General features: G+C 63.5%; 7 protein-coding genes. 4 read left to right on the top strand and 3 right to left on the bottom strand.

Annotated features, from left to right (window positions below):
• Positions 1 to 142 precede the first annotated feature (142 nt).
• The 3 genes from ACFSNN_RS01185 to ACFSNN_RS01175 form a co-directional block, all read right to left on the bottom strand.
• The gene (locus ACFSNN_RS01185; protein ID WP_134461940.1) at positions 143 to 1,567 is read right to left on the bottom strand and encodes a cytochrome c; all 1,425 of its coding nucleotides are present in this window, start codon (positions 1,565 to 1,567) and stop codon (positions 143 to 145) included.
• Positions 1,568 to 1,586: 19 nt separating this feature from the next.
• Positions 1,587 to 3,188: a GMC family oxidoreductase gene (locus ACFSNN_RS01180; RefSeq protein WP_134461937.1), complete on the bottom strand. Its 1,602-nt coding sequence runs from the start codon at positions 3,186 to 3,188 to the stop codon at positions 1,587 to 1,589.
• 90 nt (positions 3,189 to 3,278) lie between these two features.
• Entirely contained in the window at positions 3,279 to 3,872 is a 594-nt protein-coding gene (locus ACFSNN_RS01175; protein WP_134461934.1) for a sugar dehydrogenase complex small subunit, read from the bottom strand.
• A gap of 357 nt (positions 3,873 to 4,229) precedes the next feature.
• On the opposite strand from ACFSNN_RS01175, the gene ACFSNN_RS01170 reads away from it, so the two are divergent.
• The 4 genes from ACFSNN_RS01170 to glgB all read left to right on the top strand — a co-directional run bounded on the left by ACFSNN_RS01170 (position 4,230) and on the right by glgB (position 14,478).
• Entirely contained in the window at positions 4,230 to 4,892 is a 663-nt protein-coding gene (locus tag ACFSNN_RS01170; protein ID WP_134461931.1) for a DUF1345 domain-containing protein, read from the top strand.
• Positions 4,893 to 5,358: 466 nt separating this feature from the next.
• On the top strand, positions 5,359 to 8,814 hold the full coding sequence (locus ACFSNN_RS01165) for an alpha-1,4-glucan--maltose-1-phosphate maltosyltransferase (RefSeq protein ID WP_134461928.1): 3,456 nt from the start codon (positions 5,359 to 5,361) through the stop codon (positions 8,812 to 8,814).
• Complete coding sequence (gene treS, locus ACFSNN_RS01160) at positions 8,811 to 12,275, top strand: maltose alpha-D-glucosyltransferase (RefSeq protein ID WP_134461925.1); 3,465 nt, start codon at positions 8,811 to 8,813, stop codon at positions 12,273 to 12,275. Before ACFSNN_RS01165 ends, treS begins: the two co-directional genes overlap by 4 nt.
• On the top strand, positions 12,268 to 14,478 hold the full coding sequence (gene glgB, locus ACFSNN_RS01155; RefSeq protein WP_134461922.1) for a 1,4-alpha-glucan branching protein GlgB: 2,211 nt from the start codon (positions 12,268 to 12,270) through the stop codon (positions 14,476 to 14,478). Before treS ends, glgB begins: the two co-directional genes overlap by 8 nt.
• The last annotated feature ends 68 nt before the right edge of the window (positions 14,479 to 14,546 follow it).

Genomic DNA, 14,546 nt, shown 5'->3' with positions numbered 1-14,546 from the left:
GTCCATGATAATGCGGCATCCGCGATTCGTATGCGCGCTGCCCATCGTTTCCTGGCGCCGTGGGGGCCGGGAATGACGCAAATCATCGCAAAAGCGGCTCGTTTTCGGCAGGCCTTACCGGAAACAGCCGTCTGCGTGGTCACTATTGCTGAGTTCGCAATTTGCCGACTTGATCGGCCGTCACGGTGGACTGGGGATTGCCGAACTGTTTGGTCACATAGTTGGTGATGGCGGCTACTTGGTCGTCGGTGAGTTGATTGGCGAATGCGGGCATCAACACGTCTGCCTGTTTCGTCGTACGAGTGACGCCGTGCAGAATCACCATCGCCAGATTGTTGGCATCGCTCGCCCCCACCGCCGAGTTATGAATCAGCGACGGATAAGCCCCCGTCGCGCTCGCACCCACGCCTTGCCCCGTCCAGCCGTGGCAGCTCGCGCAATTGGCGACGAACAGTTGCGCACCGTTTACGGCATGGACGGCAGTGCCGCGCAGCGCCGTCACGTCGTCGGCGGGATTGCCCCACTGGTCGCGCGGGCGCGATTCGCCGCCGCTGATCGGCGGCACGGCGCGCAGATACGCAACGATCGAGCGGAGATCTTCACGCGTCAGATATTGCGTGCTGTCGGTCACCACTTCGGCCATCGGACCGGCCGCATTGGCACGGCCCGGCGCCGCACCGGTCGACAGATACGACACCAGTTCGTCGTCGCTCCAGTTGCCCACGCCGCTGTTTTTGTCGGAGGTGATGTTGTACGCGTGCCAGCCGGCCTGCACCGCGCCGGAGAAACGCGCGCTCGACTTCAAACCCTGCGTGAAATTGCGCGGCGTATGACATTCCTCGCAATGCGCGAGCCCTTGCACCAGATACGCGCCGCGATTCAATTCGGCGCTTTGCTTGGGATCGGGCACGAAACGGCCCTCGGTGAAATTGAACAGGTTCCAGAAAACCATCAGCCAGCGCTGATTGAACGGAAAATTCAGGCTGTTGCGCGGCGGCGTGTAGTGGATCGGCGTGAGCGTTTTCAGATACGCGCGAATGGCCAGCACATCCTGATCGGTGACCTTGGTGTACTCCGCGTACGGAAAGGCCGGATACAGCCGCTCGCCGCCTTTGCCGATGCCCTCATGCATGGCGCGCAGAAAATCGGCGTCGCTCCATTGACCGATGCCCGTATCCGGATCGGGCGTGATGTTCGGCGTCACGATAGTGCCGAACGGCGTGTTGATCGGCAGGCCGCCCGCGAAGGGCCGCGCTTTGTCCGCCGTATGGCACGCCACGCAATCGCCCACGCGCGCAAGGTATTCGCCGCGCTTGACCAGGTCGCTGCCGGCCGCCGTGGCCGGCAAGGCCGCGCCGTTGACCGCTTGCGAAGCGTCGTCGGCGCGAGCCTGGGTGATCGGCAGTTCATCGTTGCGTTGCGTGCTGGGACCGTGCGCCTCATACCAGGCGATATACAGCGCGAACAGCGAAAAAATCGCGGCCAGCGTCGTGACCCTGAGGTGACGGCGGCGGACGTTCCGCGCCCGTGCATCGAGCGGCTGCGCGCGAGAGGTGTTCTTCGTCATTGTGGCTCTCCGTTCACGCTCAGATTTCACGCTTGAGCTTGTCGGCCAACTTCAGCGACAAGGCCGCGATCGTCAGCGTGCAATTCACCGATGCCGCGGTCGGCATCACGCCGCTGCTGGCGATGAACAGATTGGAGTGGTCATGCGTGCGGCAGTCCGCATCGACGACCGAATCCGCCGGATCGCTGCCCATGATCGTAGTGCCCATGATGTGATTGTTCGGCGCGAAGGTGTCGTCGAAGGTGACCTCGGCGCCGCCGAACAGCGCGGCGATCTGCGCATACACTTCGTGCGTGTTGGCGGCGCTTTTCTTCACGTAGTCGTTGATCGAGTAATAGATTTCCGGCTGCGGAATGCCGAGCGAATCCTTGTGATCTGCCGACGGCACCACGCGGTTCTGCGGCTCGGCCAGATGCTCGTGGAAGCTGTTGATGTTCAGCGTGCGCGCCGCGCGGTCGCGTATCTGCCGGTCGAGTTCGGCGCCGGTCAGGCCTTTTTTCAGCAGGTCGGCGGTCACGCTCATGGTCGGCACGCCGTTCGAGAGATGCAGCTTTTTTGCGGCGTAGTCCGAACGGAACGCGCCATCGCGGAAGTTGACAATCGAGGTCATCTCCATCGGTCCGCGTCCGGGCCACAGCGGTTCATTGGCGAGGAACGTGACACCCGTGCCCGGATGATCCATCAGGTTGCGGCCCACCTGATCGGAACTGTTGCCGACGCCATGCGGGAATTTATCGGATGTCGACATCAGCATCAGCTTCGGCGTCTCGATGCCGTTCGCGGCAAGCACGAACAGTTTGCCGGTCACGCGCGTGCTGTTGCCGTTCGGGTCCTTGTAGTGGACCGCCGTGATCAACCCTTTGTTGTCCGCTTCGACGCGATACACCACGGCTTCGGGAATCAGTTTCGCGCCGGCCTGTTCGGCTTTCTCCGCATGCGCGACGCCGTTGTACATCGCGGCAATCGGGCAGATCGGCATGCAATTGTTGTTGCCGCAGCAGGTAGGCCGCGCATCGTACGGACGGCTGTTGCGCGCCACCGGCTCGGGCACGACCTTGAAGCCTTGCGCATTGAGCACGTCGCTGAAACGCTGATCCATGTACGAAAGCGGAAGCGGGTTCATCGGATAGGGCTTCGAGCGCGGCGAGCCGAGATCGATCGAATTGCCGGGGCCGGACACGCCGAGTTGCACTTCAGCCGCCGAATACCAGGGCTCCAGCGTTTCATACGGATACGGCCAGTCGCGTCCCACGCCGTACAGCTTGTGCAACTGGAAGTCCGACGGCAACAGCCGCCATGCGGCCGCCGCCCAATGCCAGGTCGTGCCGCCTACCAGCCGCAGGTACTGCGAGCTATAGGGATAGTCGCCTTTCTGGATCAGATAATTGTTGGCGGGCGCGTACTCGGGATGCGGCGCGTACGGCGTCGATGGATACGGCGTCGCAAAGTCCGACTTGACCGGCGAGTTGCGGAAGTTCTCGACGATCTGCCAACGCGGAATGCGCGGCCCGGCTTCGAGCAGAATCACCGACGCGCCGGCGAGCGCCATCTGATGCGCGACCAGTCCGCCCGCTACGCCCGAACCGACCACGACGATGTCGGCGGAATTTTTGTTTGCCATTGTTGCCCTCTTGCAGGCTTGTTGTATTCACGTGCCAGCGCTGCGTCGAATGATCAATCAAGCGACGCGGCACGCGCGAGAGGAACGTCTTCAAGCGCTCAGCGGTTTCTTCGTCCAGTAGAACGGCACGTCCCGGCAATAGGACGGAATCGTGAGCACGTCCTTGACAGGCTCGAACATCAAGGCCTTTTCATAAGCGACCACATCCACGTGCGGCATCTCGCCAACGAGGCCGAGATACCACGCGCGCATGATCGCGCTCACGGTTTTGGCGAGCGCGGGCTGGTCGACTTGCAAAGCCTGCGTGACGGTATCGGACGGCACGCCGCCATGACCTTGCAGCCATGTATTGAGCGCGGCGACGTTCTGCGTGAACTGACTATCCGATTTGACGAGCGCGCCGTACACGCGTTTGCCGAGCGCGGCATCGAAGCCCGTGCGGCCGGTGAGGCGCTGCGAGAGTGCGAGGAAAGCGTCGAGGCCGCCGCCTGCGGGCGTGTCGGCAAACGCCGGGGCGATCCATGAAAGCGAGCGGCCGGCGCCGGCGAACGCGAGCGCCGCGGCCGCCGCGCATGCGCCGAGCACCCATGCTCTGCGCGAAGCGGAAAACGATGCGGACGGCGACAACTCTGCTGGATGCGTCACTACGTGGTGCGCATCATTGTTGTTGGGTACATCTGTCATGGGGACTCCAGATGGTGAGTGATTCTCAACGTGCCTCGCGACCGCGGCGTGTTGCCATTCGCGCGTGGCGTCGATCTCTACCCCAAACCTGGTCTAAGCGCCGCTTGAGCGGTCTTTTATGAGCAAGCGCGCACCGAGTGCGAACTGAATGACGCCATGCTGATGACATCCGTATGAAACCGCCTGCACAACATGGCATGCCCGGCAAAAAACCGGGCCGCCTGCCAATCGCCTTTCAACTGAAAGCGGCGCGCAAGGGCGTTGCGAAAGACTATAGCCTGTGACCCGTCCATTCGACAAATGATGCACCCGGCGCGGGTAGAATCCGCGACACTGAGAGCCCAACCCCGACATTCCATGCTCACCAAATACTATCCACAGGTTCTTCGCAATCGGCCGCGCATGCTGGTCGGCCTTGCGCTCGGCGTCGTCGGCGCGCTGCTCGTGCCCGCGCACACACGCCCGATGGTCCGCGTGCTGGCCGGCTGGGACGCAACCATCTGGAGTTATCTGGCGATGATCTGGGTGCACATGGCTGTCGCCGACGAAGGCCGCGTGCGCGAATTCGCCCGTCGCGACGACGAGAACGCAGGCGTGGTGCTGATGGTGATCTGCGTGGCGACCATCGCGAGTATTGTGGCCATCGTGATGGAACTGGCCTCGGCCAAGGGCACGGCAGGCGCTTCCACCGTTTGGCACTATGTGCTGACCGGGCTCACGCTGTTCGGCGCATGGTTCCTGATCCCGACCATCTTCACGCTGCACTATGCGCGGCTTTACTACGACACCGATGCGAAGGAAACGCCGCTGCTGTTTCCCGACCACGCGCTCCAGCCGGACTACTGGGACTTCCTGTATTTTTCGTTCACCATTGCCGTGGCCTCGCAAACGTCGGACGTAGTGTTGCGCTCGCGTTCGCTCCGCCGCGCGGCGCTCGCGCAATCCGTCCTGTCGTTCTACTTCAATGTGGCTGTGCTGGGATTGTGCGTGAACATCGCGGCAGGCTTGCTCGGCTCGTAATACTGTCGACACAAAGCGCCCTCGCGAAAACGCTTGCCGCATAAAACGCCGCCTTTTGCGGCCATCGCCCCGCCACTGAAACACCACGTGTAAATCCCGGACCGCAGCCGCCCGTTTTACACGCGGCGGCCGTGCATTCGACGTCTCCTGACGGCTCGCGCCTTTTCCGCACCTGCCTGCGAACCTTACTGCAGGGCGTCCGCTCAGCTATCCATCGCTCTCGCTCAAGCCGCACTGGCACAGCGTTTGCTGCGTCTCCCGAATCGATCTGGCCGGCCCGTGCAATCGACGCCTGGCGTCAAAGCACCCCTTACTGGCCAGCGGCGTGACGATCTTTGCACTACATTGACCAGTACGCGCCTTCGCTTTACGCATCGCGCGGTATCCGGCTCTGGAAGCCCAATGAGCGCTGTGATCGCATGCCAACTGCATCCACACCGCAGCAGGACGAATCTGGAAACCATCGATGGAACCTCGAAACGGGTACGCGCCGCGGATTTACTTTTTTCATTCACTTCTGGTTGGGCCGCTCGATGCATGGCCTGCACAGTTCGCGCATGCAGCCGCGCTGGGCTTCGATCACGCGCTGATCGGCAGCCTCTTCGAGCCGGGACAGGCCGGTCACGGACAGGTGGTCGGCAACCACGCCCGCCTGCATCCGTTGTTCGAAACCCGGCAGCAATCCGCTACCGAGGCGATTCGCACGCTTGCGAACGCGGCGAAGCAGAACGGCCTGACCTTGCTGGCCGATCTGGTGATCGACCGGATGGCCGCGGATGGCGCGCTGTACGCCGAACACGCCGACTGGTTCCATCCCTTCGAATCTGAAGAGGCGCGGCTCGATCCGCGCCATGTGCATCGCGAGGACAACGTCGCGTATGCGAACTTCAACGAGGCCGGCAGCAGCGCCGCGCTAGTCGGTTGGTGGACGCAGCAACTGCTGGCGCTGGCCGAGGCCGGCGTGGGCGGGTTTCGCTTCGATTCGCCGCATCGCGTGCCCGCCGCCATCTGGCGGCAATTGAGCGACGCGGTCCGCGCACAGCATCCCGAGGTACGCTTTCTTGCCGCCACGCCCGGCCTGGCGCGTGACGATCTGCTCGGCCTGCAAGGCGCCGGCTTCGACAGCGTGTTCTCGTCGGTGCGCTGGTGGGACTTCCGCGCAAGCTGGATGGTCGAGGAACATGCCGCGCTCGCGCGCATCGCCGCGCCCATCGGCTTTCCTGAAGCGCCGTACGGCACCCGCCTTGCCGCCGAGCTGACCGATGTGCACGACGCCGCCATCGTCGAGCGGGCTTACCGGCGCGCGCTGTTTGCCTCGGCTTCGATCGGCACGGGCTGGATGATGCCGATGGGTTTCGAGTACGGTATCGCCGAGCCGATGTCGCAAACCTGCGGCGACGCTGCGCATTTCGCCCTCGCCGCCCAAGCCAAAAAATTCGATCTCTCGGAAGCCATCACGCACGTGAACCTGGTGGCGAGTAAAACGAAAACGCTGCACGCCAATGGTGAATTGCGCCCGCTCAGTGGTCCCGGCGCACCGGCGTCGGTGTTGCTGCGCGCCGACCAGCCCGACCTGCGCGATGCCAACGAAGCGATCCTCATCGCGATCAACCCCGAACTCGGCGCGCCGGTACGCGTCGATCCCGCGCGCTTTCTCGCGGGCGTGCCCGGTAACTTCACGCGCTTCGTGCCGCTCGATGCGCCCGACAACGCCTCACCCGCCACGCTCACGTCATTCACGCTTGCGCCTGGCGCGGTCCGCCTGTTCCGCGCGGTCACAGAAAAGCCGATCCGTCTCGCGCCGCCCATCGACAAGGCGAACAGCAAGCGCAGCGGCCGCAAGACCGTGGTCGAAGCGCTGAGCGCGCCGCGCGTGGCCATCGAGAGCGTGACGCCCTCGGTCGATAACGGCCGCTTCGCGGCCAAGCGCAGCGTGGGCGAACGCGCCGAAATCACCGCCGCGATTTTCGCCGAAGGTCACGACAAGATCGCCGCCGCCGTGATCTGGCGCGCCGCCGATGAAACCGCGTGGCACGAAGTGCTGATGGAGCCGGCGCAACCCGCCGGCCTCGACATCTGGAAGGCGCGCATTCCGCTCGAACGCATGGGCCGTCACGAATTTACCGTGATCGCGTGGCGCGACGACTTCGCTTCGCTGGTCGAGCACGTGCAGAAGAAGCTGAAGGCGGGACAAACCGTCGAACTCGAACTCGACGAAGCGTCGCATCTGTTCGCGCTAGTGCTCGCCGAGGTCGAAACCACGGAAGGCGCGCACATTGAACCGCTCGAGCATATCGTCAAACTGTTCACCAAGGCCGACGCGGAAACGAAGCTCGCGCTGCTGCTCTCGCCGACCACGGCGAAGGCGATGACCGCCGCGCGCCACCGCCCATTCCTGAGCCGCGATCCGGTCATCTACAAGATCGACGCCGAGCGCACCGCCGCGCGCTTCGCGAGCTGGTACGAGATCTTCCCGCGCTCGATGAGCGACGACGAATCGCGCCACGGCACTTTCGCCGATGTCACGGCCAAGCTGCCGCGCATTCGCGACATGGGCTTCGACGTGCTGTATTTCCCGCCGATTCACCCCATCGGCGTGGCGAATCGCAAAGGCCGCAACAACACGCTGACCGCGCAGCCGGGCGATGTCGGCAGCCCTTATGCGATCGGCGGGGTTGAAGGCGGCCATACGGCCGTGCATCCGCAACTCGGCACGCTCGACGATTTCAAGGCGATGCTCGCCGCCGCACACGCGCACGGCCTGGAAATCGCGCTCGACTTCGCGGTGCAATGTTCGCCGGATCACCCGTGGCTGAAGGAGCATCCGACGTGGTTCGCGTGGCGCCCCGACGGCACGCTGCGCTACGCGGAAAATCCACCGAAGAAGTACCAGGACATCGTCAATCCCGACTTCTACGCGCACGACGCCAAACCCGATTTGTGGCTCGCGCTGCGCGACGTCTTCCTGTTCTGGATCGAAGCGGGCGTGCATATTTTCCGCATCGACAATCCGCACACCAAGCCGCTGCCGTTCTGGGAATGGGTAATCGGCGATGTGCGGGCGCGCTATCCCGACACGATCTTTCTCGCCGAAGCCTTCACGCGGCCGAGAATGATGAACCGGCTCGGCAAGATCGGCTTCTCGCAGTCGTACACGTACTTCACGTGGCGGGAATCCAAGCGCGATTTCATCGAGTACATGACCGAGCTTACGCAGACCGGCGCGCGCGATTCATACCGGCCTAACTTCTTCGTCAATACGCCCGATATCAACCCGCGGCATCTGCAATCGCAGGGACGCACGGGCTTTCTGATTCGCGCCGCACTCGCTTCGACGCTGGCCGGTTTGTGGGGCGTGTATAGTGGTTTCGAGCTATGCGAGGCTGCCGCGCTGCCGAACAGCGAGGAATATCTCGACTCCGAGAAGTACCAGTTGCGCGCGTGGGACTGGAACCGGCCCGGCAACATCGCCGGCGAGATCACTGCGCTGAACCGCATTCGCCGCGCGAACCCGGCATTGCAAACGCATCTCGGCCTGACATTCCTGCCCGCGCACAACGACCACATCCTGTTCTTCGAAAAGGCGACCGAGTCGCGCGACAACGTGATCCTCGTCGCGATCAATCTCGACCCGTTCAACGAACAGGGCGCGGATATCGAATTGTCGTGGGAGACTTTCCAGAAATGGAATCTGCACGATCATGGCCCGCTGGAAGTCATCGACCAGATGACCGGCGCCCGCTTCGAATGGCACGGCCGCTGGCAGCACGTCCAGCTCGGGTCGGGTCAGCCGTTCTCGATCTGGCGCATCGCGCCGCTCGGCGGTCTGCCCGCCGACCGGCCGGATGAAGCCGACAGCGACTCCGACAGCGTTCATCACGCAGACGCTGGCAACCCAACCTCAACGGAAGGTGCGACATGAAGCGTGACGACCCAGCTGAAACCACGACACAATCACCGGTGGGCAATGCTCCTGGCAATACGGCCAAGCCGCGCACCAATCGGCGCGGCAAGCCTGCGGCCTTGAGCGACGATCCGCTCTGGTACAAAGACGCGATCATCTATCAGGTACACATCAAGTCGTTCTTCGACGCGAATAACGATGGCGTCGGCGACTTTCCCGGCCTGATCGCGAAGCTCGACTACATTGCCGAACTCGGTGTGAACGCGATCTGGCTGCTGCCGTTCTATCCGTCGCCACGACGCGACGACGGCTACGACATCGCCGACTACCGCAATGTGCACCCGGACTACGGCAACCTGTCCGACGTGAAGCGCTTCATTCAGGAAGCGCACGCACGCGGCATTCGCGTGATTACGGAGCTGGTGATCAACCACACGTCCGATCAGCATCCGTGGTTTCAGCGCGCGCGGCGCGCGAAGCCGGGCTCGAATCACCGCAACTACTACGTGTGGTCCGACACCGATCAGAAGTACCAGGAAACGCGGATCATCTTCATCGACTCGGAGCCGTCCAACTGGACGCACGATCCGGTGGCGGGCGCGTATTACTGGCACCGCTTCTACTCGCACCAGCCCGATCTGAATTTCGACAATCCGGCCGTGCTGAAAGAAGTGCTGCAGGTGATGCGCTTCTGGCTCGATATGGGCATCGACGGGCTGCGGCTCGACGCGGTGCCGTATCTGGTGGAACGTGAAGGCACGAACAACGAGAACCTGCCGGAAACGCACGCGATTTTAAAGAAAATTCGCGCCACCATCGACGCCGAATATCCGAACCGGATGCTGCTCGCCGAAGCCAACCAGTGGCCGGAAGACGTGAAGGAATATTTCGGCGACGAAGACGAATGCCACATGGCGTTCCACTTCCCGCTGATGCCGCGCATCTACATGTCGATTGCGAGCGAAGACCGCTTCCCGATCACCGACATCATGCGGCAAACGCCGGACCTCGCCGAAACGAATCAGTGGGCGATTTTCCTGCGCAATCACGATGAACTGACGCTGGAAATGGTCACGGATTCCGAGCGCGACTACTTGTGGAACACCTACGCAAGCGATCGCCGCGCGCGCCTGAATCTCGGCATTCGCCGCCGCCTCGCGCCGCTCATGGAGCGCGACCGCCGCCGTATCGAACTGATCAATTCGCTGCTGCTTTCCATGCCCGGCACGCCCGTGATCTATTACGGCGACGAACTCGGCATGGGCGACAACATCCACCTGGGCGACCGCGACGGCGTGCGTACGCCGATGCAGTGGTCGTCGGATCGCAACGGCGGATTTTCGCGCGCCGATCCTGAGCAACTGGTGCTGCCGCCGGTCATGGGCTCGCTATACGGTTTCGACGCGGTGAACGTGGAAGCGCAGAGCCGCGACCCGCACTCGCTGCTGAACTGGACCCGGCGCATGCTCGCCACGCGCCGCGCGAAACAGACTTTCGGACGCGGCACGATCCGCTTCCTGAAGCCGGAAAACCGCAAGATTCTCGCGTATCTGCGCGAGATGCCAGGCGAACCGCCGATCCTGTGCGTGGCGAATCTGTCGCGCGCGCCGCAAGCGGTGGAGCTCGATCTGTCCGAGTTCAACGGGTCGGTGCCGATCGAAATGACTGCGGATTCCGTGTTCCCGGCCATCGGTCAACTGACTTATCTGCTGACGTTCCCGCCGTACGGCTTCCTGTGGTTCATGCTGTGCCCGGGCGGCCAGCGTCCAACGTGGGCACAGGCTCATTCGGAATCGCTGCCGGAATTCGTCACGATCGTGATCCGCGAAGGCCAGGTCGGTCCGACGCCGGAGAACGTGCGTTTGCTCGAATCGGAAGTGCTGCCCTCGTGGCTGAGCCGGCGCCGCTGGTTTGCGTCGAAGGATCAGAAGCTCAATGCCGTGCGGCTTGCGGCATTGACCACGATTCCGCACGGCGGCTTCGCCTTCACCGAAATCGAAGCGGACGTGGGCGGTCATACCGAACGCTACGTGGTGCCGATCGCGATTACGTGGGGTGGCGAAACCACTTTCCCGTTGTTCAAGCAACTCGCCTTCGCGCGCGTGCGGCGCGGCCGCAACGTGGGACATCTGACGGACGCGTTTGCCTTGCCAATCTTCGCGCATGGCGTGATGCGCAAGCTGCGCGAACGCGCCGTGGTGCCGACCGTGCAGAAGAGCGAAATCAAGTTTCTGCCGACCGAGCGTTTCGCCGAACTCGAAGGGCTCGGCGAACGGCCGGAGATTCGCTGGCTCGCGGCCGAGCAGAGCAATAGTTCGTTGATCATCGCCGACACGGTCGTGCTGAAGCTGGTGCGGCGTCTCGTGAGCGGTGTCCATCCGGAAGCCGAAATCAGCCGCTATCTAACGCAATTGGGTTACGCGAACACCGCGCCGCTGTATGGTGAAGTGGTGCGCGTCGATCCCGAAGGCGTGCCGCATACGCTCTGCATCCTGCAAGGCTATATCGAGAATCAGGGCGACGCGTGGAACTGGTCGCTCGACTATCTGCGCCGCTCGGTAGACGAACTCGCCATCGCCGTCGATACCGAAGCGCAGTCGGCGCCGGACCGCACCAATGAGGCAATCCTGCTGGAAGGCTATAGCGCGTTGGCCGGCACGATCGGCAGAAGGCTGGGCGAACTGCACGTGGCGCTCGCCTCGCCGACGGACGACCCGGCATTCACGCCGGAACCCGCCAGCGCGGAGCAGGTGAAGGCATGGGTGGACGGCACACAGGCGATGCTCGCCAGCGCGCTCGATCTGCTCGCGCCGCGCATCGAGCAGATGAGCGATCCGGAAACCAAAGCGCTGGCGCAAAGCCTGATCGACCGCCGCACGGAACTGGTAGCCGCCGTCGACAATCTTGTTTCCGCCGACGCAGGCGCGCTGCGCATTCGCATTCACGGCGACTTCCATCTGGGCCAGGTGCTGGTCGCGCAAGGCGACGCATTTCTGATCGACTTCGAAGGCGAGCCGGCACGCTCGCTTGAAGAACGTCGTCAGAAATCGAGCCCGCTGCGTGACGTGGCCGGTCTGATGCGCTCGCTGTCGTATGCGAGCGCGGCGGCGCAGTCCACCATGGAAGCCGCGCCGCAACAGACCGCCGATCGCAAGCGCGCGCTGTTCGACCGTTTCCGCGCGCATGCCACCGAAACGTTCCTCAGCGAGTACCGCGCAGCGGCAGCAGAAGCCGCGACGCCGCTCGTCGCGCCCGAAGCCGAACAGGCCTTGCTCGATCTGTTCCTGATCGAAAAAGCCGCCTACGAGATCCGTTACGAAGCGGCCAACCGCCCGACGTGGCTCAGCTTGCCGGTACGCGGCCTCGCCGCGCTCACCAGCCGCTTGCTCGGCGACACCGGCGCGCCAGGCCACGATTCCTCAACCCAGGCGCCAGGCGCCGCCACACCGCCTAATCCGGCCGAGGGCGACTATGAGTGAGCACGATCCGGCCGTAGGCCTCCAACCGCTCGAAATCGACGCGCTCGTCGAAGCGCGTCACCCCGATCCTTTCTCGCAACTCGGGATGCATCAGACAGACGCGGGGCCGGTGGTACGCGCTCTGTTGCCGAACGCCGCGCACGTCAGCGTGATCGCGCGCGCCGACGGTGCGCTGCTAGGCGAACTCGAACAACTGCGGCCGGGGCTGTTTGCGGGCCGCGTCACGACTGCGGCGCCGTACCGTTTGCGGATCGACTGGCATGGCGTGGTGCAGGAAATCGAGGACACATATTCGTTCGGTCCCGTGCTCGGCGACGAGCCGCTTGGCCGGCTCGCCGGCGGCGATCCGTACGCGGTGCTCGAATGCCTCGGCGCCCATCCAATGGAATTTGACGGCGTGCCGGGCGTGCGCTTCGCCGTATGGGCGCCGAACGCTCGGCGCGTTTCGGTGGTGGGCGACTTCAACGCGTGGGACGGCCGCCGTCATCCGATGCGGCTGCGGCATCAGGCGGGCGTCTGGGAATTGTTCGTGCCGCGTGTCGGGCCGGGCACGCGCTACAAATACGAGCTGCTGTCGCGCGATGGTCATCCGCTGCCGTTGAAAGCCGATCCGTGCGCCATGCAGACCGAGAAGCCGCCGGGCACCGCGTCGATCGTGGCGCATGTGGACGAGATCGAGCAGTTTCCGTGGACCGATCACGAATGGATCCAGTCGCGCGCCAGCAAGCAGACGCCGCGCTCGCCGATCTCGATCTACGAAGCGCATGCGGAATCCTGGCTGCGCGTCGCGGAACAAGGTCAGCGCGGACTCGATTGGGATGAACTCGCGGAGCGGATGATTCCGTACGTGAAGAGCATGGGTTTCACGCACGTGGAATTCATGCCGATTGCCGAGCATCCGTTCGGCGGATCGTGGGGTTATCAGCCGCTCGGGCAGTTCGCGCCGTCGGCGCGCTTCGGCAAGCCCGAACAGTTCGCGAGATTCGTCGACAAGGCGCACGAAGCCGGACTCGGCGTGATTCTCGACTGGGTACCCGCGCACTTTCCGAACGACGCGCATGGCCTGATCGACTTCGACGGCACGCCGCTCTACGAGCACGCCGACCCGCGCGAAGGCTATCACCAGGACTGGAACACAATGATCTACAACCTCGGCCGCAACGAGGTGAGCGCGTTCCTGGTCGCTTCGGGGCTGGCGTGGCTGAAGCGCTATCACGTCGACGGTCTGCGCGTAGACGCGGTCGCCTCGATGTTGTATCGCGACTATTCGCGCGCGGCGGGCGAGTGGGTGCCGAATATTTACGGCGGCCGCGAGAACCTCGAATCGATTGCGTTCCTCAAGCGCCTGAATCATGAAGTCGGCTACGTTCCGGGCGTGCCGGGCGCGATCACGATCGCAGAGGAATCGACCGCGTGGCCGGGCGTGACGGCACGCGTGGAAGACGGCGGCCTCGGTTTCCAGTTCAAGTGGAACATGGGCTGGATGCACGACACACTGCACTACATGGAAGAAGATCCGGTTTACCGTCAATACCATCACCACAACATGACGTTCGGGATGGTGTACGCGTATTCGGAGCGCTTCGTACTGCCGCTTTCGCACGACGAAGTGGTGCACGGCAAGGGCTCGTTGCTCGGCAAGATGCCCGGCGACAGGTGGCAGAAGTTCGCCAACCTGCGGGCGTACTTCGGTTTCATGTGGACGCATCCGGGCAAGAAGCTGCTGTTCATGGGCGGCGAATTCGGCCAGATGGCGGAATTCGATCACGATACGTCGCCGCATTGGCATCTGCTCGACGATTCGAACCATCACGGCGTGCAAAAGCTGGTGCGCGACCTGAACCGGCTGTACAGCGAGGAGCCCGCGCTGCATCTGCTCGATTGCGAGCCGGGCGGCTTCGAATGGCTGATCGGCGACGACAGCGGCAACAGCGTATTCGCCTATCGCCGTACCGACGGCGCCGGCCGCGAAGTGATCGTGGTCTGCAATATGACGCCGGTGCCGCGGGTCGGTTACCGGATCGGCATGCCGCGCGGCGGACGCTGGTCGGAAGTGCTCAATACGGACGCCGGCGTGTACGGCGGCTCGAACATGGGCAACGGCGGCCTGATCCATACCGACGAGCAATCGAGCCACGGCTGGCCGAATTCCGCTTCGCTCACGCTGCCGCCGCTTGCGACGATCGTATTGCGCGCGGACTAACGAGGGACGAGCGGTGAAGCGAGCGCGCGGCGTGCGAAATTTTCGCGCCGCGCGCTCGTTGCATGAAG

It is taken from the genome of Paraburkholderia dipogonis, assembly GCF_042680985.1.
GTDB lineage: Bacteria > Pseudomonadota > Gammaproteobacteria > Burkholderiales > Burkholderiaceae > Paraburkholderia > Paraburkholderia phytofirmans.
Note: the sequence above shows the minus strand (reverse complement) of the source record. Positions and strands in the feature narration are given on the sequence as shown.

Coding starts and splice junctions, on each gene's coding strand:
- ACFSNN_RS01165 (WP_134461928.1), top strand. CDS start 5,359: ATGGAACCTCGAAACGGGTACGCGCCGCGGATTTACTTTTTTCATTCA.
- ACFSNN_RS01185 (WP_134461940.1), bottom strand. CDS start 1,567: ATGACGAAGAACACCTCTCGCGCGCAGCCGCTCGATGCACGGGCGCGG.
- glgB (WP_134461922.1), top strand. CDS start 12,268: ATGAGTGAGCACGATCCGGCCGTAGGCCTCCAACCGCTCGAAATCGAC.
- ACFSNN_RS01175 (WP_134461934.1), bottom strand. CDS start 3,872: ATGACAGATGTACCCAACAACAATGATGCGCACCACGTAGTGACGCAT.
- treS (WP_134461925.1), top strand. CDS start 8,811: ATGAAGCGTGACGACCCAGCTGAAACCACGACACAATCACCGGTGGGC.
- ACFSNN_RS01180 (WP_134461937.1), bottom strand. CDS start 3,188: ATGGCAAACAAAAATTCCGCCGACATCGTCGTGGTCGGTTCGGGCGTA.
- ACFSNN_RS01170 (WP_134461931.1), top strand. CDS start 4,230: ATGCTCACCAAATACTATCCACAGGTTCTTCGCAATCGGCCGCGCATG.